The organism is Clavibacter sp. A6099 (assembly GCF_021919125.1).
Classification (GTDB): Bacteria; Actinomycetota; Actinomycetes; order Actinomycetales; family Microbacteriaceae; genus Clavibacter; species Clavibacter seminis.
Genome location: NZ_CP083439.1, coordinates 309494 through 329077, shown reverse-complemented (window position 1 = coordinate 329077; position 19584 = coordinate 309494). Strand labels below are relative to the sequence as shown.

Genomic DNA, 19584 nt, shown 5'->3' with positions numbered 1-19584 from the left:
GTCGGAGGGGTGGGCCGCGCGGGGCGGCCCGCGTCAGGCGAGGAGGCGGGCGCCGTCGGGATGCTCGAGGGCGTCGGCGAGGTAGTCGTAGCGGCCGGGCTCGGCGGCCTCGGGATGCGCGCGCAGCCAGGGCACGAGCTCGTCGAGCCGCGGGGCTCCGGACGCGCCGCCGGGGCGCGTGACCGTGATCCCCGCCACGAGGCACGCGAAGTCGATGCGCTGGGTCAGCGTCCACGGCGCACGGGCCGAGGCGGCGAGCGCGGCTCCGAACACGTCGCCCGCGCCGGTCGCGTCGATCGCGCGGACGGCGAGCGGCGGCCGCACGACCTCCTCGCCGCGGGCCGCGTCGACGGCGACGACGCCGCGGGATCCGGACGTCACGACGCTGAGCGGCACGCGGGCGGCGAGCGCCCGGGCGGCCTGCACGGCAGAGCCGGTGCCCGTGTACGCGGCGGCCTCGAGCTCGTTGGGGATGAAGGCGTGGCAGTCGTCGAGCTGGTCGAGGATGGCGGGGTCCCAGCGCTCGGACGGGTCCCAGCCGACGTCGGCGTAGACGTCGGTGCCCGCGGCGGCGGCACGGCCGATCCAGGAGCTGCGGTGCGGATCCAGGTGCACGAGCGCCGCGGCGGCGGCCGGCACCTCCCCCGGCACCAGCTCGTCGGAGTCGAGCGGGCAGGGCACTCCGCCCGTGACGAGCGCGCGGTCGTCGTCGTAGCTCAGCGACGCGGTGACGGGCAGCGCCCAGTCCTCGAGTGTCACCAGGTGGTCGAGCGTCACGCCCTCGGCGGCGAGCGCGGCGCGCACGAGGAGGGAGAAGGGATCCCTGCCCACGGCGGCCGCGATGGCGGTCGGCACCCCGAGGCGCGCGCCGGCGACCGCGAAGTTCGCGATGCCGCCGGGGCCGTGCCCGAAGGACGATGTCCAGATCTCGTGGCCCGGCCGCGGTCCGCCCGGCAGCTCGCCGAACACGACGTCCGCGAAGAGCTGTCCGACGACGAGCAGCCCGGCGGGGGTCCGGTCGGCGGGAGCCTGCTCGGTACGCGTGGCTGCGGGCACGAGGACCTCATTCCTTCGGGTGGGCCGCGACGCTGCCTCGGCGGCGAGCGGTGCGGGTCCGCCGACGGCGACGCTGCCAGCGGGACGAGGTCGACGGGTGCCCGCCGACCGGTAGTGACGTTTCTAGCCCATGTGAGCACATGGATGGAAGACCTTGTTCATTACGAGATTGTTTCTGACTGATCCTGCGCGCTAATGTTCACTTCATGAGAGACGCCCGAGAGTTCGTGATCCTCGACCGGTTGCGCGCCACCCGCAGCGCCACGGTCGCCGAGCTCGCCGAGGCCGCCGGCACGAGCGACGCGACCATCCGCCGCGACCTGGCCCGCCTCGACGAGCAGGGCGCGCTCCGGCGCACCCACGGCGGCGCCGTGCTCGTGGAGGTCGACGCGCCCTTCGCCGAGGTCGAGCAGGTCAACCGCGAGGCCAAGGAGCGCATCGCGCGGACCGCCGCGGCGCAGATCCAGGACGGCCAGTCGGTCGTGCTCGACATCGGCACCACCACGCTGCACCTCGCCGAGCAGCTGCGCGGCCGGGCCCTCACGGTGATCACCGCCAACGTCGCCGCGTTCGACGTGCTGCGCGACGACCGGAGCGTCCGGCTCATCCTGCTGCCGGGCGATTGGGATCCGGTCTACCGCTCGGTGTCCGGACCGCTCACGGCCGAGAGCCTGCGGATGCTGCACGCCGACCACGCGTTCGTGGGCGTGAGCGGCATCGCCGACAACGGCGACCTGCGCGACACGACGATGGCCCAGGTGCCCATCAAGCGCGCGATGGCCGAGATGAGCGACCGGGTCACGGTGCTCGCCGACTCCTCCAAGTTCCCGGGCACCGGCGCCGGCCGTGTCGCCCCCACCGCGTCGTTGACGCAGCTGATCACCGAGGCCGCCCCGCACGAGCGGGTGTCGCAGGGCCTCGCGGACAAGGGAGTGTCGGTGACCGTCGCATGAGGCTCACGATCCTGGGCGGGGGCGGCTTCCGCGTCCCGCTCGTCTACTCGGCGCTGCTGCGCGACCACGAGGCCGGTCGCGTCGACCACGTGGCCCTCTACGACACCGACGAGGTGCGCCTGACGGCCGTCGCGCGCGTGCTCGCCGAGCAGGCGGCGGCCTACGCGGACGCCCCCGTGATCACGCTGCACACCGACCTCGACGAGGCGCTCGCGGGCGCCGCGTTCGTGTTCTCGGCGATCCGCGTGGGCGGCATGGCCGGGCGCTCGTGCGACGAGCGGCTCGGCATGGCGCACGGCGTCATCGGGCAGGAGACCGTCGGATACGGCGGCATCTCGTACGCGCTGCGGACGCTGCCGGTCGTCATGGACCTGGCCGAGCGGATCCGCGTGCAGGCCCCCGACGCCTGGGTCATCAACTTCACGAACCCGGCGGGCGTCGTCACCGAGGCCATGTCGCGCGTGCTCGGCGACCGCGTCATCGGCATCTGCGACTCCCCCATCGGCCTCGCCCGCCGCGTGCTCGGGGCGCTCGGCGTCGCGGGCGACGACGTGGTCATCGACTACGCGGGCCTCAACCACCTCGGCTGGCTGCGCGGCCTCCGCGTCGACGGCCGCGACGTGCTGCCGGACCTCATGGCCCGGCCCGACCTCATCGGCACGTTCGAGGAGGGCCGGCTCTTCGGCGCCGAGTGGGTCACCGAGCTCGGCGCCGTGCCGAACGAGTACCTGCACTACTACTACTTCAAGCGCGAGGTGCGGCACGCGGATCAGCTCGCCGCGCAGACCCGGGGCGCGTTCCTCGTGGAGCAGCAGGGCCGGTTCTACGAGCAGCTCGAGCACCGGCACGACGTGTCCGCGCTCGCGCTGTGGGAGCGCACCCGGCTCGACCGCGAGACCACCTACATGGCCACGAACCGGCAGTCGGCCGGCATGGGCGACCGCGACGAGGACGACCTCGTCTCCGGCGGCTACGAGGACGTCGCGATCGCGCTCATGCGCGGCATCGCGTACGACCAGAGCGCCCGGCTGATCCTCAACGTGCGGAACCGCGGCACGCTCGCGGCCCTCGATGCCGACGCCGTGGTCGAGGTGCCGTGCGTGGTCGACGCCTCGGGCGCGCATCCGGTCGCCGGCACGGAGCTGCCCGACTTCGGCGTGGGCCTCGTGACAAACGCCAAGTACGTGGAGCGGCAGACCATCGAGGCCGGCCTCGGCGGATCCCGCGCCGCCGCCGTCCGCGCGCTCGCGCACCACCCGCTCGTCGACTCCGTCACGGTCGCGCGCTCCCTGCTGGAGGACGCGATGCACGCGTTCCCGGCGCTCTCCTACCTGCGCTGACGCCCGGCCCTCCCGGCCCGCCGCGCCCACCCGACTGCCTGCATCCCGACCTCCCGAAGGACACCCCATGCACCAGAACCAGAAGCTCGTCCAGGAGCGCATCCTCCGCGCGCTGGACGAGCGGATCACACCCGCCGTCTACTCGTCGAAGACGCCCGTGACCCTCCGCGCCTGGATGGCACCCGACGAGCCCGTGCCCGTCGCCGAGGCCATGCAGCAGGAGTACGCGCCCTTCGCGCTCGGCGAGCCGTGGGGCCGCGCGTGGTCCACGTGGTGGTTCGAGGTGACCGGCGAGATCCCCGCGGAGTGGGCCGGCCGCACGGTCGAGCTGCTCATCGACCCCGGCTTCATCGGCGACTGGCCGGGCAACCAGGCCGAGTGCCTCGTGCACACCATGGACGGCGTGCCGGTCAAGGGGATCCACCCGCGCAACACCTACGTGCGCCTCGCCGACGAGGCCGCGGGCGGCGAGCAGGTGCGCTTCCTCGTCGAGGCCGCGGGCAACCCGGACATCCTCGTCAACGAGTTCGTGCCCACGCCCTACGGCGACAAGGCGACCGCGCCCGCCGAGCCCATCTACCGCTTCCGGCAGGCCGAGCTCGCCGTGTTCGAGCCCGAGGTGTGGGCGCTGCGCTTCGACGTCGAGGTGCTCTACCAGCTGCTGATGGAGCTGCCCGAGACCGAGCCCCGCCGCCACGAGGTGCTGCGCGCCATCGAGCGCGCGCTCGACGTGCTCGCGATGGACGACATCGTCGGCACCGCCGCGGCCGCCCGCGCCGAGCTCGCCGACGTGCTCTCCCGCCCCGCCGTCCCGAGCGCCCACACGCTGAGCGGCGTCGGCCACGCCCACATCGACAGCGCGTGGCTCTGGCCCATCCGCGAGACGAAGCGCAAGACCGCGCGCACCTTCTCCAACGTGCTCCGGCTCGCCGAGCAGTACCCCGACTTCCGCTTCGCGTGCTCGCAGGCGCAGCAGTACGTGTGGGTGAAGGAGAACTACCCGACGGTGTTCGAGGGGATCAAGCAGGCCATCGCCGACGGCACCTGGTACCCGGTCGGATCCATGTGGATCGAGCCCGACGGCAACCTCCCGGGCGGCGAGGCGATGATCCGCCAGCTCACCCACGGCATGCGCTTCTTCCAGGAGGAGCTCGGCGTCGAGACCCACGGCGTGTGGCTGCCGGACTCGTTCGGCTACACGGCGTCGTTCCCGCAGATCGCGAAGCTCGCGGGGCTCGACTGGTTCCTCACGCAGAAGCTGTCCTGGAACCAGACGAACACGTTCCCGCACCACACCTTCTTCTGGGAGGGCATCGACGGGTCGCGGATCTTCACGCACTTCCCGCCCATCGACACCTACAACTCCACGCTCGAGGCCGAGGAGACGCACCACGCCGTGCGGCAGTTCCGGGAGAAGGGGAAGGCGACGATGTCGCTCGCGCCCTTCGGCTACGGCGACGGCGGCGGCGGGCCCACGCGCGACATGATGGAGCGCCAGCGCCGCACGGCCGACCTCGAGGGGTCGCCGAAGGTCATCGTCGAGCACCCGGACGAGTTCTTCCGCAAGGCCGAGGCCGAGTACCCGGACGCGCCCGTGTGGGTCGGCGAGCTGTACCTCGAGCTGCACCGCGGCACGTTCACGTCGCACGCGCGCGAGAAGCGCGGCAACCGCCAGGCCGAGCACCGCCTGCGCGAGGCCGAGCTGTGGTGGACCATCGCGGCCGTCCGCACGGGCGCCGAGTACCCGTACGCGGCGCTCGACCGGCTCTGGAAGCAGACGCTGCTGCAGCAGTTCCACGACATCCTCCCCGGCTCATCCATCACGTGGGTGCACCGGGAGAACGAGGAGGACTACGCCCGCAGCCTCGCCGAGCTCGACGCGCTCGTGGCCGACGCCATCGCGCGCGTCACGGCGCAGGCGGTCGCGGACGGCGAGGGCGACGGATCCGGCGCGTTCGCGGTGAACTCGACCGGCCACGCGCGCACGGCGCTCGTGGAGGCGGCGGACGGATCCGCGTCCGCGCTCGTCGCGGTGCCGGGCAGCGGGATCGCGCCGCTCGTCGCGGTGGAGCCCGTCTCGCCGGTCGTCACCACGCGCGCCGACGGCGGCACGGTGCTCGACAACGGCCTGCTGCGCGTCACGCTCGACGCGCACGGCCTCATCACCTCGATCGTCGACCTGCGGCACGCCGACCGCGAGCTCGTGCCCGAGGGCCGCGCCGCGAACCTGCTCCAGCTGCACGAGGACATCCCCACCGCGTGGGACGCGTGGGACGTCGACGCGCACTACCGCGCGAGCCGCACCGACCTCGTCGAGGCGGCGTCGGTCGAGCTCGTCGAGGACTCGCCGCTGCGCGCGACCGTCGAGGTGGTCCGCCAGTTCGGGCGCTCGCGCGTCGTGCAGCGGGTGTCGCTGCACGCCGACGACGCCCGGATCCACGCCACGGCCGACCTCGACTGGCTCGAGGACGAGAAGCTCCTCAAGGTGACCTTCCCGCTCACGATCCACGCGCAGCACCACAGCGCGGAGATCCAGTTCGGGCACGTCCGCCGGCCCACGCACACGAACACGTCGTGGGACGAGGCGCGCTTCGAGGTCATGGCGCACCGCTTCGTGCACGTGGAGGAGCCCGGCTACGGCGTCGCGCTCACCAACGCGGGCAGCTACGGCCACGACATCACGCGCTCGGTCGGCGCGACGGGCGAGGTCGAGACGGAGCTGCGGATCAGCCTGGTCCGGGCCGCGCGCTCCCCCGACCCCGTGCAGGACATCGGCCACCACCGGTTCGAGTACGCGCTCGTGCCCGGCGTCGGCATCGAGGGCGCGGTGGACGCGGGGCTCGAGCAGAACCTGCCCGTGCGCGTGGTGCGGCCTGGCGACGCGACCGAGGCGGCGCCCGCCGTCGCGGCCGCCCCGGCCGCCGGCGTCGTCCCGACCTCGCTGCCCACAGCCGCGGGCCTCGTCTCGGTGCACGGCGGCACGGTGCGGATCGAGGCGCTCAAGCTCGCCGACGACGGCTCGGGCGACGTGATCGTGCGGCTCTACGAGTCCACGGGCGCGCGCGCCGCCACGCGGCTCGAGGCGCACCTCGCCGCCGACCGCTTCACCGAGGTCGACGTGCTGGAGCGCCCGCTCGGCGAGGGCTTCCCGCGTTCCATCGCATTCGAGCCCGAGGCCGACGGCCGCGGCGTGCGGCTCGTGCTGCGGGCGTTCCAGGTGATCACGGTGCGGATCCACCGGGCCTGACGCGCGATCCGCTCATGCGACGAGGGCGCGATCCGGCAGGTGCCGGGTCGCGCCCTCGTCGTCGTCAGGGGCGGCTCGAGGTCCTCCTGGCGAAGCATCGCGCCCCCTCCGGCTGAGCATCCGCCGCCCGCCGACACACTGCGCGATCCCGGGCGTAGCGTCCAGCTCACAGACAGCGGTCGCCCGGCGGGCGGCCACGACGACGACCGGGAGAAGCACCATGTCAGAACGCAACACCGTCATCAGGAGCATGCACGACCTCGGCCTCGCGGCCTGGTTCGGCGGATCCCTCATGGGCGCCGTCGGCCTCAACGGCGCGGCCGCGAAGGCGAAGCAGCCGCAGGAGCGCGTGCGCCTGGCGTCCATCGGCTGGGCCCGCTGGGCGCCCGTGCAGCTCGCCGCCCTCGGCGCGCACGCCATCGGCGGGCTCGGCCTCATCGCCGCCAACAAGGACCGCCTGAAGTTCCAGGGCGAGGCCCGCACCAACACGAAGGCCAAGACCGTGCTGACGCTCGGCGCAGCGGGCGTGACGCTGTACTCCGCGCTCGTCGGCGCGCGCATGGCGAAGCACGCCGACGAGGGCGCCGCGGGCACGACCGAGCCCGGCGCCGGCACCTCGGACGAGCTGGCCAGCGCGCAGAAGCAGCAGAAGGCGCTGCAGTGGGCGATCCCCGCGCTCACGGCGGTGCTCGTGATCCTCGCTGCTCAGCAGGGCGAGCAGCAGCGCCCGATCGCCGGCTGGGTCGACCGCTTCCGCAGCTAGTCGCGACACCGGACGGCGGCGGGGTGCCCACGGGCGCCTCGCCGTCGTGCTGCCGGGGCGCCACCCCCGGACGCGGGGCCTGGCCCCGCATACCGGTAGCCCGGGATCGGATCCCAGCAGAAGGCGGGGGCTAAGCCATTGCGCACAAGAAGATTCGGGCGGATCGTGAGCACCGCGGATGCCCTTGGACTAGCCAGGCGCACCGCCGACCTCCTCGGAGCGTGCCCATGTTCGACAAGCAGTTCATCACCCAGGCCATCGACCGGAGCGCGCAGTCGCCCCTGGATCGCCGTCGCTTCTTCAGCGCCGCGGGCATCGCGGGACTCGGCGTCGGCGCCGCGGCCCTGATCCCCGCCACCGGAGCCCAGGCGGCCGACGCCCAGGCCGAGGCCGACGCGGGAGCGGTGACGGACGCCGCCGTCCTCAACTTCGCGCTCAACCTCGAGTACCTCGAGGCCGAGTTCTACCTCCGCGCCGTGACCGGCAACGGCCTCGTCCCGAACGACACCACGGGCGTCGGCACCCTTGGCGCCGTGACCGGCGGCCGCGCGGTCCAGTTCCAGGACTACGCGATCCGCCAGTACGCGTACGAGATCGCGCAGGACGAGAAGGCGCACGTCAAGTTCCTGCGCGCCGCCCTCGGCTCCGCGCGGGTCGCGCGTCCCGCGATCAACCTGGATGCCGCGTTCACGGCCGCGGCCCGCGCCGCCGGCCTCATCAGCGGCACCCAGACCTTCGACGCGTTCGCCAACCAGGAGAACTTCCTGCTGGCCTCCTTCATCTTCGAGGACGTCGGAGTGACCGCGTACAAGGGCGCCGCGCCGCTCATCACGAACAAGACCTACCTCGAGGCGGCCGCCGGCATCCTCGCGGTCGAGGCCTACCACGCGGGCATCATCCGCTCGCAGCTGTTCGCCCGCGGCCTTGCGGCACCCGCCAACGCGATCTCGAACGCGCGCGACTCGCTCGACGGGCGCACCGACCTCGACCAGGGCATCACGGTCTCGGGCGGCGCGAACCTCGTGCCCACGGACGCGAACAGCATCGCGTTCAGCCGCACGACCGGCCAGGTGCTCAACATCGTGTACCTGAACAGCAAGGCCGTGAACCGCGGCGGGTTCTACCCGGCCGGCATCAACGGCAGCATCACCACCAGCGCCGCGAACTAGCGGCAGCGCGCCGGTCGGGACGCCGTCTGGGCGTCCCGACCGGCCGCGTCCGGCCCGACCGGTGGACGCGGGACCACACCGAGAAGCGTGACGAACGCGCCGCCGGGAACGTCCACTCCATGACACGCGATCGGATCCCGGTCGCGCAGGACGGAGGATCCATGAGCACCGCCACCGCGCCCGACGGGCGTCACCGCACCGCGTCCCCCCTGCACGCCCTGCACGCGCTGCCCGCATCGGACGACGAGCGGGCCGGCGACGACGCCGGTCAGGCGACGCCGGGACGCCCCGGACGCCAGGCTCGCCCGCAGGACGGCCACGCGACCGTCGACACCATCGCGCCCCACGAGGGCGGCGCGCGCTCCGACGAGCGGACCGCCGACCTCTCCGACTGGGCCGCCGAGGCCCCCGCGCCCGCGCTCCGCCGGGGCCACATGGCCGGCACGGACATCGACGAGGCCGTCGCGCGCTACGGCGCCCTCTTCCCCGGCACCGACTTCCGCGCCGCGAAGGGACCCGGCGACTTCTCGTACCGGTACTCGTTCGTCGGCGACGAGAACGTGACCCTCCGCTCGTCGGTGTTCCCGGCCGAGCACTGGGGTCGGATCCCCGTGCTGCCCGACTACGTCGTCGCCTGGTGGCGCGAGGGGTCGGGCGCGGTCGACGTCGGCTCGCACGAGGTGCGCTCGAGCGGATCCCGTCCCTTCCTCCTGCCCTCCGGCCGGTCGTTCAGCTTCCGCTCGGAGCCGGCCGTGCAGAACCTCGTGCACATCGACGCGACCTTCCTCGAGGAGACAGCCGCGGAGCTGCACGAGGGCCGCTCGCGCCCCCTCGTCTTCGACCACACCCGTCCGCCGTCGCCCGAGCAGACCGCCGCATGGCGTGGCGCGGTCGGCGAGGCCAGCCCCGTGCTGCAGGACGCCACGTCGAGCCCGCTGCTGAGGATGCAGGCCGGCCTCCTCGTCGCGCGCGCCACCCTCCAGCTGTTCCCGTGGCACGACGTGCCGTTCAGCGCGGAGATGCGGGCGCCACGCATGAGCGCCGTCCGCGCCGCCATCGAGTACCTGCACCACCACGCCGACCGGCCCATCACGCCGGCGGACGCGGCCCGGGCCGCGGGGATCAGCACGCGCGTGCTCCAGCTCGCCGTGCGCCGCCACGAGGACACGACCCCGAGCGCGCTGCTCCGCGGGATCCGGCTCGACCGCGTGCACGCCGAGCTGCGCGACGCGTCGCCCACCGCGACCACCGTGCGGGCGGTCGCCGAGCAGTGGGGCTTCGGCCACCTCGGCCGGTTCGCCGCGTCCTACGCGGAGCGCTTCGGCGAGCTGCCGAGCGCGACGCTGCGCGGCTGACGGGTGTCGGCGCGGTGTCCGCTCCCGCCCCGATCGGTGTCCGGGAGGCGAAGCGGTGATCGCGCTCCCTGGGAGTCACCTGAACCGCGTGCCGAACCACCCGGCGCATGCGTCTGAATGACGAGGCGGGATCGCGGGGCACCCTCGGATCCGCGCCATGGAGCAGCAGCACCATCACCGTCCGACCACCACGAGAGAGAGACACCATGTCGAGCATCACCCCCACGTCCCCGTCCACCGGCGTCACGGGCACCGGGACCACCGGCGGCAAGAACACCATCGCCGACGGCGTCATCGAGAAGGTCGCCGGCATCGCGGCGCGCCAGGTGGCCGGCGTCCACGACCTCGGCAACGGCGCGGCCCGTGCCGTCGGCGCGATCCGCAACGTCATCGGCCAGCAGGACCGCGGCCAGGGCATCTCCGTCGAGGTCGGCGAGACCCAGGTCGCCGTCGACGTCACGCTCATCGCCGAGTACCCGGTCGACCTGCAGCAGGTCGCCGACGACGTGCGCTCCGCCATCACCGACGCCATCGACCAGGTCGTCGGCATGGAGGTCACCGAGGTCAACGTCACGATCACCGACGTGAACCTGCCCAACGACAAGTCGTCCGACGACGACGCGGCCGAGAAGCGCGTCCAGTGACCCCCACCGTCACGGGCCTCCTCGTCGGCGCGGTCCTCGCGCTCTCCGGGCTCGCATTCGGCTTCGGGGGCTTCCTCCTCGTCCTGATCTTCATGGCCGTCGGCTTCGGCGTCGGCCGCGTCCTCGAGGGCAAGCTGGACGTCCGCGGCCTCGCCGACGCCCTCCGCGGGCGCCGGTCGTCGTGAGCTCCGCGATCGCGGCCCCCGGGACGCCCGGCACCGCGTCGCAGGCGACCCGCGGCCGCACCACGATCACGTCCCGCGCGGTGCGCCGGGTGGTGTCCGCCGTCACGGCGGACGCCCTCGAGGTGCCGGCCGGCGACGTCTCCGTCACGCTGACGGACGCCGGCGGCAAGCTCACCGTCGAGGCGCGCACCCCCATCCGCGTCCCCGCGCTCTCGGACCGCCCGGTCCGCGAGGGGTCGCTGGTGGAGCGCCTCACCGCAGCGCAGACCGAGGTCCGCGAGCGCGTGCTCGGCCTCACGGGATCCACCGTGGGCCGGGTCGACCTCCGGATCACGGGCGCGCGCATCCAGGAACGCAGGAGGGTCTCATGAGCACCGACAGCACCTACCGCCGCCTCGTGCGGCGGGAGACGCACTCGTCGCGCGCCGGGATCGCCATCACGCTCGCCGTGCTGCTGATCCTCGTGCTGGCCTGGCTCGGCACCGAGTCGGTCCTCGCGGCCATCGGCACCGCGCCGCTGCTGCTCGCGCCCGCCGACCTCGCGTCGGCGACCCTCGACGCCGCATCGGCCCCGGCCGGCGCGCTCGTCGCGATCGGCGTCGTGGTCGCGATCGTCGGCCTGATCCTCGTCATGGTGGGGATCTCGCCCGGCAGCCGCGGACGCCGCGGCGCGAGCCTCGGACGCACGGCCGCCGTCGTCGACGACCGCGTGATCGCCCGCTCGGTCGCCCTCACGGCGAGCTACGCGGGCGAGGTGTCGCCCGACCAGGTCGACGTCTCCGTCTCCAAGCGCCAGGTGCTCGTCCGACTCACCCCCTCATCGGGATACACGCCGGACAGGGCCGCCATCGAGCAGGCCGTGCGCGCCGAGCTCGACGGCTACGACTACACGCCGAAGCTCACCGCCAAGGTGACGCTCGCGAAGGACGGGAAGGTGGGCTCATGACCAGCACGAACAGGGCGCTGAACCGCCTCCTCGTCATCGTGGTCGGGCTCGTCCTGATCGCCGCGGGCGTCGCGCTCGGCGCCGGCAGCCTGCTGCCCGACGTGCAGTCGACGGTCTCCGGGGCGGCGTCCGACGCGAAGCAGCCCGTCGCCGACGCGATCTCCGGCGGGCAGCCGTGGATCCTCTGGGTCGTCGCCCTCGTGGCGCTCGTCCTCATCGTGGTCCTCGCCTGGTTCGCGCTCCGCCAGGGGCACGGCCGCACCGGCACGCTCGTGCGGCTCGAGGGCGGGCGCGACGCGTCCACCCCCACAGGCGGATCCGTCGTCATCGACGCGAAGGTCGCCGAGCAGCTGCTCGGGGACGCCCTGCGCGACGACTCCGCGATCGTGTCCGTCGACGTCACCGCGTTCGAGGTGGCGCACGCCACCACGCTGCGCGTCACCGCGGTCGCCCGCCGCGGCGTCTCGCCCGTCGCGGTCCGCCGCACGGTCGACGAGGCCGTGACCCGGCTCGACGCGGTGCTCGGCACCGAGGTGCCGGTCGTCATCCAGATCACCGGCGGCCTCCGCTCGAGCATGTCGAGCGAGACCCGCCTGGCCTGATCCATCCCGCGGCCGCCCCGGCACGGATCCTCCGCGATTCGCACCGGGGCGGTCGTCTGCTACGCCTGCACGAGAGAAGAGACGCACCATGACCGACGACGACAGCTCCTCCCGCGGCAGCTGGCTGGGCGGATCCTTCGCCCAGAAGGCCATCGACCCCCTGCTCCGCGCGGTGCGCGCCGAGATCGACTCCGCCAAGCGCGAGATCGGCGAGCGCGCCAGGTCCGCCCGCTCGGGCGCCATCATGCTCGGCGCGGGCGTCGCGCTCGCGCTCGTCTCGCTGGGGCTCCTCGCCGCGGTGATCGTGGCGCTCCTGCTGCTCGCGCTGCCGCTGTGGGCGGCGACGCTGATCACGCTGGCGCTGTTCGGGATCGCGACCGCGGTCGTCGTGCGGGTCGGCATCGCGCGGCTGTCCCGCGGCGTGCCGCCCGTGCCGTCGGACACGCTGCACCACGCGCGCGACCGCATGCGCCCGGGCGACCGGGGCACGGGCGACGGCGCACCCGACGGGCCGGCCGGCCCCGCGGCATCGGCGCCCTCCGCCGGCTGACGCACGCCGCACCGCGCGGCACCGCCCGCGCCGCCCGCCCGCGCCGCCCCCCCCCCCCCGGCTTCCCCTGTGAACGCCGGGAGGCCTCGCGCATCGGCCTCACGTACGGTGGCCGTTCACGCCCGCTCGGCCCGGCGGCACCACGCGTCGCCATCAGGCCGTCGGACAATCGCAGACCGCCATCCACCGGATCCATCGCCCGCCTCGCGGGCGGTCTGCTCGGTGGTCCGGCATGGGAGGCACACGAATGAACCAGTCCCGACGCTCCGTCCTGTCCCGACGCTCCGTCCTGGGCGGCGCACTCGCCGCCGTCCCCGTCGCCCTGGTCGCCGCGGGTCCCGCGCACGCCGACGAGGCCACCACCCCCGCAGCCCCGATCCCCGAGGTCCCGCTCGCGTCGAACGGCCGCCCGGTCGTCCGCGACATCCAGAAGCAGCTCGTCGCGCGCTACGGCGCCCGCACCGGCTTCCCCGCCGTCACCACCGACGGCGTCTGGACGGGCGACTCGCACAAGGCCCTCATCCACGCGCTCCAGCTGGAGATGGGCATCGACGAGGCCACCGCCAACGGCGTGATGGGCCCGCTCACCCGCACGACGCTGCAGAAGCAGGCGACCCTCACCGTGGGATCCGCCGACACCACCGGCTACCTCGTGCACCTGCTCCAGGCGTCGCTCGTGGTCATGAGCACGTGGGACGGGCCGGTCGACGGCACGTTCTCCGCCGAGCAGGGCGTGCGCATCTCCCAGTTCCAGCGCACGGTGGCGCTCCCCGAGACCGGTCGCGGCGACTACCGCACGTGGTCCGCGCTCCTCGCCAGCAACGGCGACCCGACGCGACCGGGCAACGCGGCCGACGGCATCACCGTCATCACCGCCGAGCGCGCCAAGACCATGAAGGACGCCGGCTACACGATCGTCGGCCGCTACCTCACCGACTCCGACCGCCCGGACGCGCTGGCGAAGCGCATCGTGGACGGCGAGCTCGACGCGATCTTCGCGGGCGGCCTCAAGGTGTTCCCGATCTTCCAGGAAGGCGGCACCGACACCACGTACTTCTCGTACGACCTCGGGGTGCGCGCGGCCGGCCGCGCCGACGACGCGGCCCGCCGCCTCGGCTTCCTGCCGGGCACGCCCATCTACTACGCGGTCGACTTCGACGCCACGGGCGACGAGGTCGAGACGTACCTCGAGCCGTACTTCCGCGGGATCCACGCGGAGCTGAAGCGCCGTGGCAGCGCCTACCGCGTGGGCGTGTACGCCGGCCGCCGCATCTGCTGCACCCTCGCGGCCGCGCACCTCACCGAGCTCAGCTACGTGGCCGACATGTCCACCGGCTGGGGCGCGAACCTCGGCGTCAAGATCCCGGAGAACTGGGCGTTCGACCAGATCCTCGAGCACACCATCGGCACGGGCGACCAGGAGTTCGACATCGACACGAACGTCGTCTCCGGTCGCGACGCGGGCCAGGTCCGGGTCGAGCCGCGCGGCTGATCCGCCCCCGCCAGCAGGCGACCCACGGGGCCGTCCGGACGATTCCCCCTCCTGGGGGACGCCCGGGCGGCCCCGTTCCCGTCTGATGGACGCATGGCCTCGTCACCGCTCCGACCGACCCGTCCATCCCGTCCGCGCCGTCCCGCGCGCGCCGCGCTCGCCCTCGCGATCGCCGCCGTCACCGCCCTCACGGCCGCGTGCTCGGCGTCCCCCGCGGATCCCGCGGCGTCGACGCCCGTCGCCCAGCCCGTCGTCCTTCCGGGATCGCCCGTCGGCCAACAGGCGCAGTGGCTGCTCGACACCGTCAACGCCGATGACGCGGTTCCCGTGCAGGAGACCGGCGAGCGCCTGGCGCAGGTGATGCTCGACGCAGCGTCTGCGGAGGAGCTCGCCGCCGTGCTCGAGCAGGTGCGCGCCGGCCGCCCGTGGACCGCGACCGCGCACGAGGAGCAGGGCGGGCAGTCCGTCACCACCATCGCGAGCGAGGCCGCGGGCACCTTCGACATGGAGGTCGCGGTCGACGATGCCGGGCTCATCGAGGGCCTGTTCTTCGGCGAGCCGGAGGGCGACCGGGAGCCCGCGACCAGCTGGGCCGAGCTCGAGGAGCAGGCCGCGGCTCTCGGCGGCGACGTGTCGCTCACGGTCACGCGCGCATCCGACGGGGAGCTGGGCGAGCGGGTCCTCGAGGTGCTGCCCGACGGCGTCGCCGCGACCGACGCGCGGCCCATCGGATCCATCGTCAAGCTCTACGTGCTGGGCGCGCTCGTGCAGGCGGTCGAGGAGGGCCGCATCGGCTGGGACGACCCGCTCACCGTGACCGACGACGTGCGCAGCCTCCCCTCCGGCGAGCTGCAGGACGCCCCGACCGGCACCGTCGTCAGCGTCCGCGACACCGCCGAGAAGATGATCGCGATCAGCGACAACACGGCCACCGACATGCTCATCCAGGCCGTCGGGCGGGAGCGCGTGGAGGCGGCGCTCGCGGACCTCGGCCACTCGGATCCGCCGCGGAACGTCCCGCTCCTGAGCACGCGCGACCTCTTCCGCATCGGCTGGCAGGACGGCGGCGCGCTCCGCGACGACTGGGCCGACGGGGACGCGGCCGAGCGGCGCGCGCTCCTCGACGCGATGCCGGGCGGTGTCGTCGACGTGCCCGTCACCGCGCTCACGGACGTCGTCTGGACCGAGGGCGCCGACTGGTTCGCGACGCCCGACGACATCGCCCGCGCGCACGTGCGCCTCGCCGAGCTGGCGGCGACGCCCGCCGGGGAGCCCGTGCGCGGGATCCTCGGGGCGAACCCTGGCCTGCCCGAGCCGGAGCGCTTCGACCACGTGGCGTTCAAGGGCGGCAGCTCGGTGGGCACGCTCGCGCTCTCGTACCTCGTCGAGGACGGGGACGACGCATGGACCGTGGTGGTGCAGGCCGCGGCGCGCGAGGCGTCGGGGCTCGAGCGGCAGTCGGCCTACGCGGGCCTGGCCGCCGACGCCGCGGCCCTGCTGGCGGGCGGATCCCGTGGTTGACTCCGAGTGCGGCGGGGGCCGCGCGAGGGGAGCACGATGACGAGCGCTGACGCATCCGGCACGGGGGACGAGGGCGGCCCGGCCGAGGGTGGCGGAGACGAGGCCGCTGCCGCCGAGGTCCTCGAGGCGCTGCTGGACGCCGGCCCGCGCCGACCCGTGCGGCGGACGGTGCGCGCGCTCGGCGCGGTCGCGCTCACGGTCGTGGGCCTGGGCGGCGAGCTCGGCCGCTTCGGCCGGGAGGCGCAGCTCGTCGTCCGCCGGATCGACACGGGCCGCGAGGTCATGCGCACGGACGCCGGCGACCTCGACGAGGCGGACCGGCTGCTGCAGCGCGTGCGGCTCGACCTCGAGACCATGGGCGTCCGCGACTTCGTCGCCGAGTGGCGGCTTGTCGACGCGGGGCCCGGATCCACGCCGGGCACGAGCACGGGACCGACCGGTGCGTGAGCGCGCGGGGATCCGCGCCGGCCGCGCCGCCCGGATCCGCCTGGCGGTCGTCGCCGCGCTGCTCACCGCGCTCGCGATCCCGCTCGGGCTCGCCGCCCCGGCGCACGCCGACGTGGACGACTTCTCCTTCCGCTCGTTCGACGCCGTCTACCGGCTGTCGGCCGACGCGGACGGCCGCTCGGTGCTCCGCACCACCGAGACGCTCGTGGCGGAGTTCCCCGACCGGGACCAGAACCGCGGGATCCGCCGCGAGCTCGTGCGCGACTACGACGGCCACCCGACCGGGCTCCGCGTGCTCTCCGTGACCGACGGCGCCGGGGATCCGCGCGCCTACGAGTCCGAGACGGACGACGGCGCGCTCGTGCTCACCATCGCCGACGACGACGCGTACGTGCGCGGCGAGCAGACCTACGTCATCGAGTACGAGCAGCACGACGTGACCCGCGCCTACGCGGACACGGCGGCCGACGAGTTCTACTGGGACGTCAACGGGCTCGGCTGGGCGCAGCCGTTCGGGCGGGTGACGGCGACCGTCGAGATCGCGCCTGAGCTCCTCCCGCGGTCGACCGGCGGGGCGGACGCGGCGGCCGGACCCGCGGGCGCGGACGGCCCGGCGGACATGCAGCGCACGGAGACCGGCTTCACGGCCGTCGCTGATGATCTCGGCCCGCGCGAGAACCTCAGCTTCAGCATCGGGTTCGAGTCCGGCACGTTCACGCCGCGGGACTCGTCGTTCCTCGCCGCGCCCTGGCCGAGCCTGTCGCTGGCGGGCGCGCTGCTCGCGCTGGCCGCCGCCGCGGGCGCCCTCGTGCTGCGACGCCGCCGCCTGTCCGACGCGCCCGGCCGCGGCACGATCGTCGCCCAGTACGACCCGCCCGAGGGCGTCGGCGTGCTGGTCGCATCCGTCATCTCGGGGAACTCCGCGCGCGCGACCACCGCGCTCCTGCTCGACCTCGCGGTGCGCGGGGCGGTGCGGATCCTGGAGCGGGATGGCGGCCGGAAGAAGCCGACGTTCTCGCTGGAGCTCGTGGATCCGTCGCGCGTCACCGACCCCGACGAGCGGCGCTTCGTGGCGGCCGTCTTCGGCGACGGCGCGGGGCCCGGCGCGGTGAAGGACCTGGCGCGCACCGACGCGAAGGCGACCGCGCGGATCCAGAAGCTGATGGCCGCCGTCACGAAGCGCACGGTCGCGGACGGCCTGCGGAAGCCGCTGCCTGTGGGGTCCATCGTCCTGCTGATCGTCGCGGCCACGCTCGGCATGGTCGCCGCGATCGTCTTCGCGGTGCTGTCGCTGGTGGACGCGTACGGCGGGCCGGTCGTGATCGCGTTCCTCGTCGCTGCCGTGCTCGCGCTCGGCGTGACGATCGCGGCGCTCGTGAAGCACCCGCTCACCGAGCGCGGCGTGGTGCTGCGCGACCACCTCGCGGGGCTCCGCGAGTTCATCCGGCTGGCCGAGGCCGACCGGATCCGCATGCTGCAGTCGCCCGAGGGCGCCGAGCGGCGAGACCTCCCGCGCGACGACCGCGACGTGCTGCGCCTGACCGAGGAGCTGCTGCCGTACGCCGCCATGTTCGGCCAGGAGGAGGAGTGGGCCGACGAGCTCGGCCGCCGCTACGAGCACGCGCGGGACCGGCCGGGCTGGTACGCGGGGCAGACGCCGTTCGCGCCCGCCGTGTTCGCCTCGAGCCTCGGCTCGGTGTCGTCGAGCATGCACGGCACGTACTCCGGCTCCAGCTCGAGCGGCGGATCCACGGGAGGCACGACCTCCGGCGGCGGCGGTGGAGGAGGCGGGGGCGGCGGGGTCTGAGCCGCGGAGCCGTCACCGGCCGGCGGCGGCTCCCCGCGGAGCGCGGGCGCGGGCGCTCGCGCTCGCGCCCGCGCCCGCGCCGAGGTCGCCCGCATCCGCCGCCGCCGCCTGCGCCGCGCGGCCGGGTCCCGGGTCGCGCACCACGTGGTCCGCGATGCTCGCCAGCTTCTCGCGCGTCTCCTCGAGCTCGCGAGCCGGAGACGAGGCCCCCACGACGCCCGCGCCGACCTGCAGCCACGTCGCCTCGCCACGCCGGAAGAGCGTGCGCAGCACCAGGGCCGCGTCGAGCGCGCCGTCCGCGTCGATCCGGAGGACCGCGCCGGCATAGAGGCCGCGGTCGTGCCCCTCCAGCCGGCGGATGAGGTCGAACGCGGCGCGCTTGGGCACGCCCGACGCGGTGACGGCCGGGAACAGCGCGGCCAGAGCGTCCCAGCACGTGAGGCCTTCCGCGAGCTCGCCCGCCACCCGGGAGCCCAGGTGCTGCACCGTGCCGCGCTCCTCCACGACCATGAACTCCTCGACGCGCACGCTGCCCGCGCGGCACACGGGCGCCATCTCCTCGACCGCGAGCTTCACCGAGATCGCGTGCTCGTGGATCTCCTTCGCGTCCGACAGGAGCTCCTCGCGCAGCCGCCGGGACTCGACGGGGTCGGCCACGAGCGCCCGCGTGCCGGCGAGCGGCTGGGTGCGCACGGTGCCAGAGGCGTCCACCGCCACGACGATCTCGGGGCTGAAGCCCACCGCCTCGATCCCGCCGAGGCCCAGCAGGTAGGAGCGGGCGGGCGTGTTCGCCCGGCGTCCGCGCACGAAGGTGGCGGGCAGGTCCACCTCGCCCGTGACGGGCACCCGGCGCGACACGACGACCTTCTGCAGCTCCCCCGCCTGGATGGCGGCGACGCCCGACGCGACCGCGGCGAGGTAGCGCGCACGGCCGTCCTCGGGATCGGCGATGCCGGGGCGGTCGGGCGCGGGCTCGGGCACGAGTGCGGCGGCGGGCTCGGGTGCGGGCGCGGGCGCGGGCGCGGGCTCGGCCGCCCCGAGGATCCGCGCGACCTCCGCCGCCTCCCGTGCGTCCCCCGAGCGGACGGTCGCGAGGCCATCCGCGATGATCACCTCCGTGCGCGGCAGGATCACGTGCAGGAGCTCCCCCGCACCCGCGGCGACCGGCATGCCCGCGTGCGCGCGCGCCAGCTCGAAGCACGCGGTGCCGTAGGCGCGCCCGCGGTCGGGGCCGAGGCCCGCGAGCAGGCGGCCCACCACGCGCAGGGGCTCATCCCGCCACGACACGACCACCTCCTCCTCGCCCCGGACGCGCAGGCGGACGACCCGCCGGTCGACCACGACCTCCGCCCACGCGCCGATCCCGCACGAGAACCGCCCCGCCTCCTCGAGGATCACGTGCGGCTCGTGCCGGAAGGCGCGCGCCAGGTCGGCGACGGCGCCGAGCGGGTCGCGGGTGATCCGGAGCTCGGCTACGCGGGTCACGGGGGCTGCGGGCATGGGGTCT

18 protein-coding genes are annotated in these 19584 nt (G+C 74.4%); 16 read left to right on the top strand and 2 right to left on the bottom strand.

The window, feature by feature from the left end; translation table 11 throughout:
• Nucleotides 1-33: 33 nt before the first annotated feature.
• On the bottom strand, nucleotides 34-1056 hold the full coding sequence (locus KYT88_RS01525; protein ID WP_051629319.1) for a carbohydrate kinase family protein: 1023 nt from the start codon (nucleotides 1054-1056) through the stop codon (nucleotides 34-36).
• Between the two features lie 206 nt (nucleotides 1057-1262).
• Here KYT88_RS01525 and KYT88_RS01520 point away from each other — a divergent pair, with 206 nt between their 5' ends.
• From KYT88_RS01520 to KYT88_RS01445, 16 genes are all read left to right on the top strand, one after another.
• Nucleotides 1263-2009: a DeoR/GlpR family DNA-binding transcription regulator gene (locus KYT88_RS01520; protein ID WP_043585715.1), complete on the top strand. Its 747-nt coding sequence runs from the start codon at nucleotides 1263-1265 to the stop codon at nucleotides 2007-2009.
• Nucleotides 2006-3349: a 6-phospho-beta-glucosidase gene (locus KYT88_RS01515; RefSeq protein WP_043585717.1), complete on the top strand. Its 1344-nt coding sequence runs from the start codon at nucleotides 2006-2008 to the stop codon at nucleotides 3347-3349. The genes KYT88_RS01520 and KYT88_RS01515 overlap by 4 nt, the downstream gene beginning before the upstream one ends.
• A 67-nt stretch (nucleotides 3350-3416) precedes the next feature.
• Nucleotides 3417-6596 carry an alpha-mannosidase gene (locus tag KYT88_RS01510; RefSeq protein WP_043585719.1) on the top strand — a complete coding sequence of 1060 codons (3180 nt, stop codon included), beginning with the start codon at nucleotides 3417-3419 and terminating at the stop codon, nucleotides 6594-6596.
• 220 nt (nucleotides 6597-6816) lie between these two features.
• Nucleotides 6817-7359, top strand: a complete 543-nt coding sequence (locus KYT88_RS01505) for a hypothetical protein (protein WP_011931566.1) — start codon at nucleotides 6817-6819, stop codon at nucleotides 7357-7359.
• A 227-nt stretch (nucleotides 7360-7586) separates the two neighbouring features.
• A complete protein-coding gene (locus tag KYT88_RS01500) occupies nucleotides 7587-8528 on the top strand; it encodes a ferritin-like domain-containing protein (protein ID WP_043585721.1) in 942 nt (313 codons plus the stop codon).
• 161 nt (nucleotides 8529-8689) lie between these two features.
• On the top strand, nucleotides 8690-9883 hold the full coding sequence (locus tag KYT88_RS01495; RefSeq protein ID WP_043585927.1) for a helix-turn-helix transcriptional regulator: 1194 nt from the start codon (nucleotides 8690-8692) through the stop codon (nucleotides 9881-9883).
• A gap of 206 nt (nucleotides 9884-10089) precedes the next feature.
• On the top strand, nucleotides 10090-10527 hold the full coding sequence (locus tag KYT88_RS01490) for an Asp23/Gls24 family envelope stress response protein (RefSeq protein ID WP_119374153.1): 438 nt from the start codon (nucleotides 10090-10092) through the stop codon (nucleotides 10525-10527).
• Nucleotides 10524-10712, top strand: a complete 189-nt coding sequence (locus KYT88_RS01485) for a DUF2273 domain-containing protein (protein ID WP_015489105.1) — start codon at nucleotides 10524-10526, stop codon at nucleotides 10710-10712. The genes KYT88_RS01490 and KYT88_RS01485 overlap by 4 nt, the downstream gene beginning before the upstream one ends.
• Complete coding sequence (locus KYT88_RS01480) at nucleotides 10709-11083, top strand: hypothetical protein (RefSeq protein ID WP_011931562.1); 375 nt, start codon at nucleotides 10709-10711, stop codon at nucleotides 11081-11083. The genes KYT88_RS01485 and KYT88_RS01480 overlap by 4 nt, the downstream gene beginning before the upstream one ends.
• Entirely contained in the window at nucleotides 11080-11658 is a 579-nt protein-coding gene (locus KYT88_RS01475; protein ID WP_119374248.1) for a hypothetical protein, read from the top strand. Before KYT88_RS01480 ends, KYT88_RS01475 begins: the two co-directional genes overlap by 4 nt.
• Nucleotides 11655-12260 carry a hypothetical protein gene (locus tag KYT88_RS01470; RefSeq protein WP_119374249.1) on the top strand — a complete coding sequence of 202 codons (606 nt, stop codon included), beginning with the start codon at nucleotides 11655-11657 and terminating at the stop codon, nucleotides 12258-12260. Before KYT88_RS01475 ends, KYT88_RS01470 begins: the two co-directional genes overlap by 4 nt.
• Nucleotides 12261-12348: 88 nt before the next feature.
• Entirely contained in the window at nucleotides 12349-12810 is a 462-nt protein-coding gene (locus tag KYT88_RS01465; protein ID WP_237583738.1) for a phage holin family protein, read from the top strand.
• Between the two features lie 247 nt (nucleotides 12811-13057).
• Nucleotides 13058-14302, top strand: a complete 1245-nt coding sequence (locus KYT88_RS01460; protein WP_043585723.1) for a glycoside hydrolase domain-containing protein — start codon at nucleotides 13058-13060, stop codon at nucleotides 14300-14302.
• A gap of 93 nt (nucleotides 14303-14395) precedes the next feature.
• Nucleotides 14396-15823 carry a serine hydrolase gene (locus tag KYT88_RS01455; protein WP_043585725.1) on the top strand — a complete coding sequence of 476 codons (1428 nt, stop codon included), beginning with the start codon at nucleotides 14396-14398 and terminating at the stop codon, nucleotides 15821-15823.
• A gap of 36 nt (nucleotides 15824-15859) precedes the next feature.
• Entirely contained in the window at nucleotides 15860-16270 is a 411-nt protein-coding gene (locus KYT88_RS01450; RefSeq protein ID WP_043585726.1) for a hypothetical protein, read from the top strand.
• The gene (locus KYT88_RS01445) at nucleotides 16263-18077 is read left to right on the top strand and encodes a DUF2207 domain-containing protein (RefSeq protein ID WP_043585727.1); all 1815 of its coding nucleotides are present in this window, start codon (nucleotides 16263-16265) and stop codon (nucleotides 18075-18077) included. Before KYT88_RS01450 ends, KYT88_RS01445 begins: the two co-directional genes overlap by 8 nt.
• Before the next feature lie 12 nt (nucleotides 18078-18089).
• Here KYT88_RS01445 and KYT88_RS01440 read toward each other — a convergent pair whose 3' ends face one another.
• Nucleotides 18090-19577, bottom strand: coding sequence for a salicylate synthase (locus KYT88_RS01440; RefSeq protein WP_237583737.1), 1488 nt, complete (start codon nucleotides 19575-19577; stop codon nucleotides 18090-18092).
• Nucleotides 19578-19584 lie beyond the last annotated feature (7 nt).

Coding starts and splice junctions, on each gene's coding strand:
- KYT88_RS01520 (WP_043585715.1), top strand. CDS start 1,263: ATGAGAGACGCCCGAGAGTTCGTGATCCTCGACCGGTTGCGCGCCACC.
- KYT88_RS01515 (WP_043585717.1), top strand. CDS start 2,006: ATGAGGCTCACGATCCTGGGCGGGGGCGGCTTCCGCGTCCCGCTCGTC.
- KYT88_RS01510 (WP_043585719.1), top strand. CDS start 3,417: ATGCACCAGAACCAGAAGCTCGTCCAGGAGCGCATCCTCCGCGCGCTG.
- KYT88_RS01505 (WP_011931566.1), top strand. CDS start 6,817: ATGTCAGAACGCAACACCGTCATCAGGAGCATGCACGACCTCGGCCTC.
- KYT88_RS01500 (WP_043585721.1), top strand. CDS start 7,587: ATGTTCGACAAGCAGTTCATCACCCAGGCCATCGACCGGAGCGCGCAG.
- KYT88_RS01495 (WP_043585927.1), top strand. CDS start 8,690: ATGAGCACCGCCACCGCGCCCGACGGGCGTCACCGCACCGCGTCCCCC.
- KYT88_RS01490 (WP_119374153.1), top strand. CDS start 10,090: ATGTCGAGCATCACCCCCACGTCCCCGTCCACCGGCGTCACGGGCACC.
- KYT88_RS01475 (WP_119374248.1), top strand. CDS start 11,080: ATGAGCACCGACAGCACCTACCGCCGCCTCGTGCGGCGGGAGACGCAC.
- KYT88_RS01470 (WP_119374249.1), top strand. CDS start 11,655: ATGACCAGCACGAACAGGGCGCTGAACCGCCTCCTCGTCATCGTGGTC.
- KYT88_RS01465 (WP_237583738.1), top strand. CDS start 12,349: ATGACCGACGACGACAGCTCCTCCCGCGGCAGCTGGCTGGGCGGATCC.
- KYT88_RS01460 (WP_043585723.1), top strand. CDS start 13,058: ATGAACCAGTCCCGACGCTCCGTCCTGTCCCGACGCTCCGTCCTGGGC.
- KYT88_RS01455 (WP_043585725.1), top strand. CDS start 14,396: ATGGCCTCGTCACCGCTCCGACCGACCCGTCCATCCCGTCCGCGCCGT.
- KYT88_RS01450 (WP_043585726.1), top strand. CDS start 15,860: ATGACGAGCGCTGACGCATCCGGCACGGGGGACGAGGGCGGCCCGGCC.
- KYT88_RS01440 (WP_237583737.1), bottom strand. CDS start 19,577: ATGCCCGCAGCCCCCGTGACCCGCGTAGCCGAGCTCCGGATCACCCGC.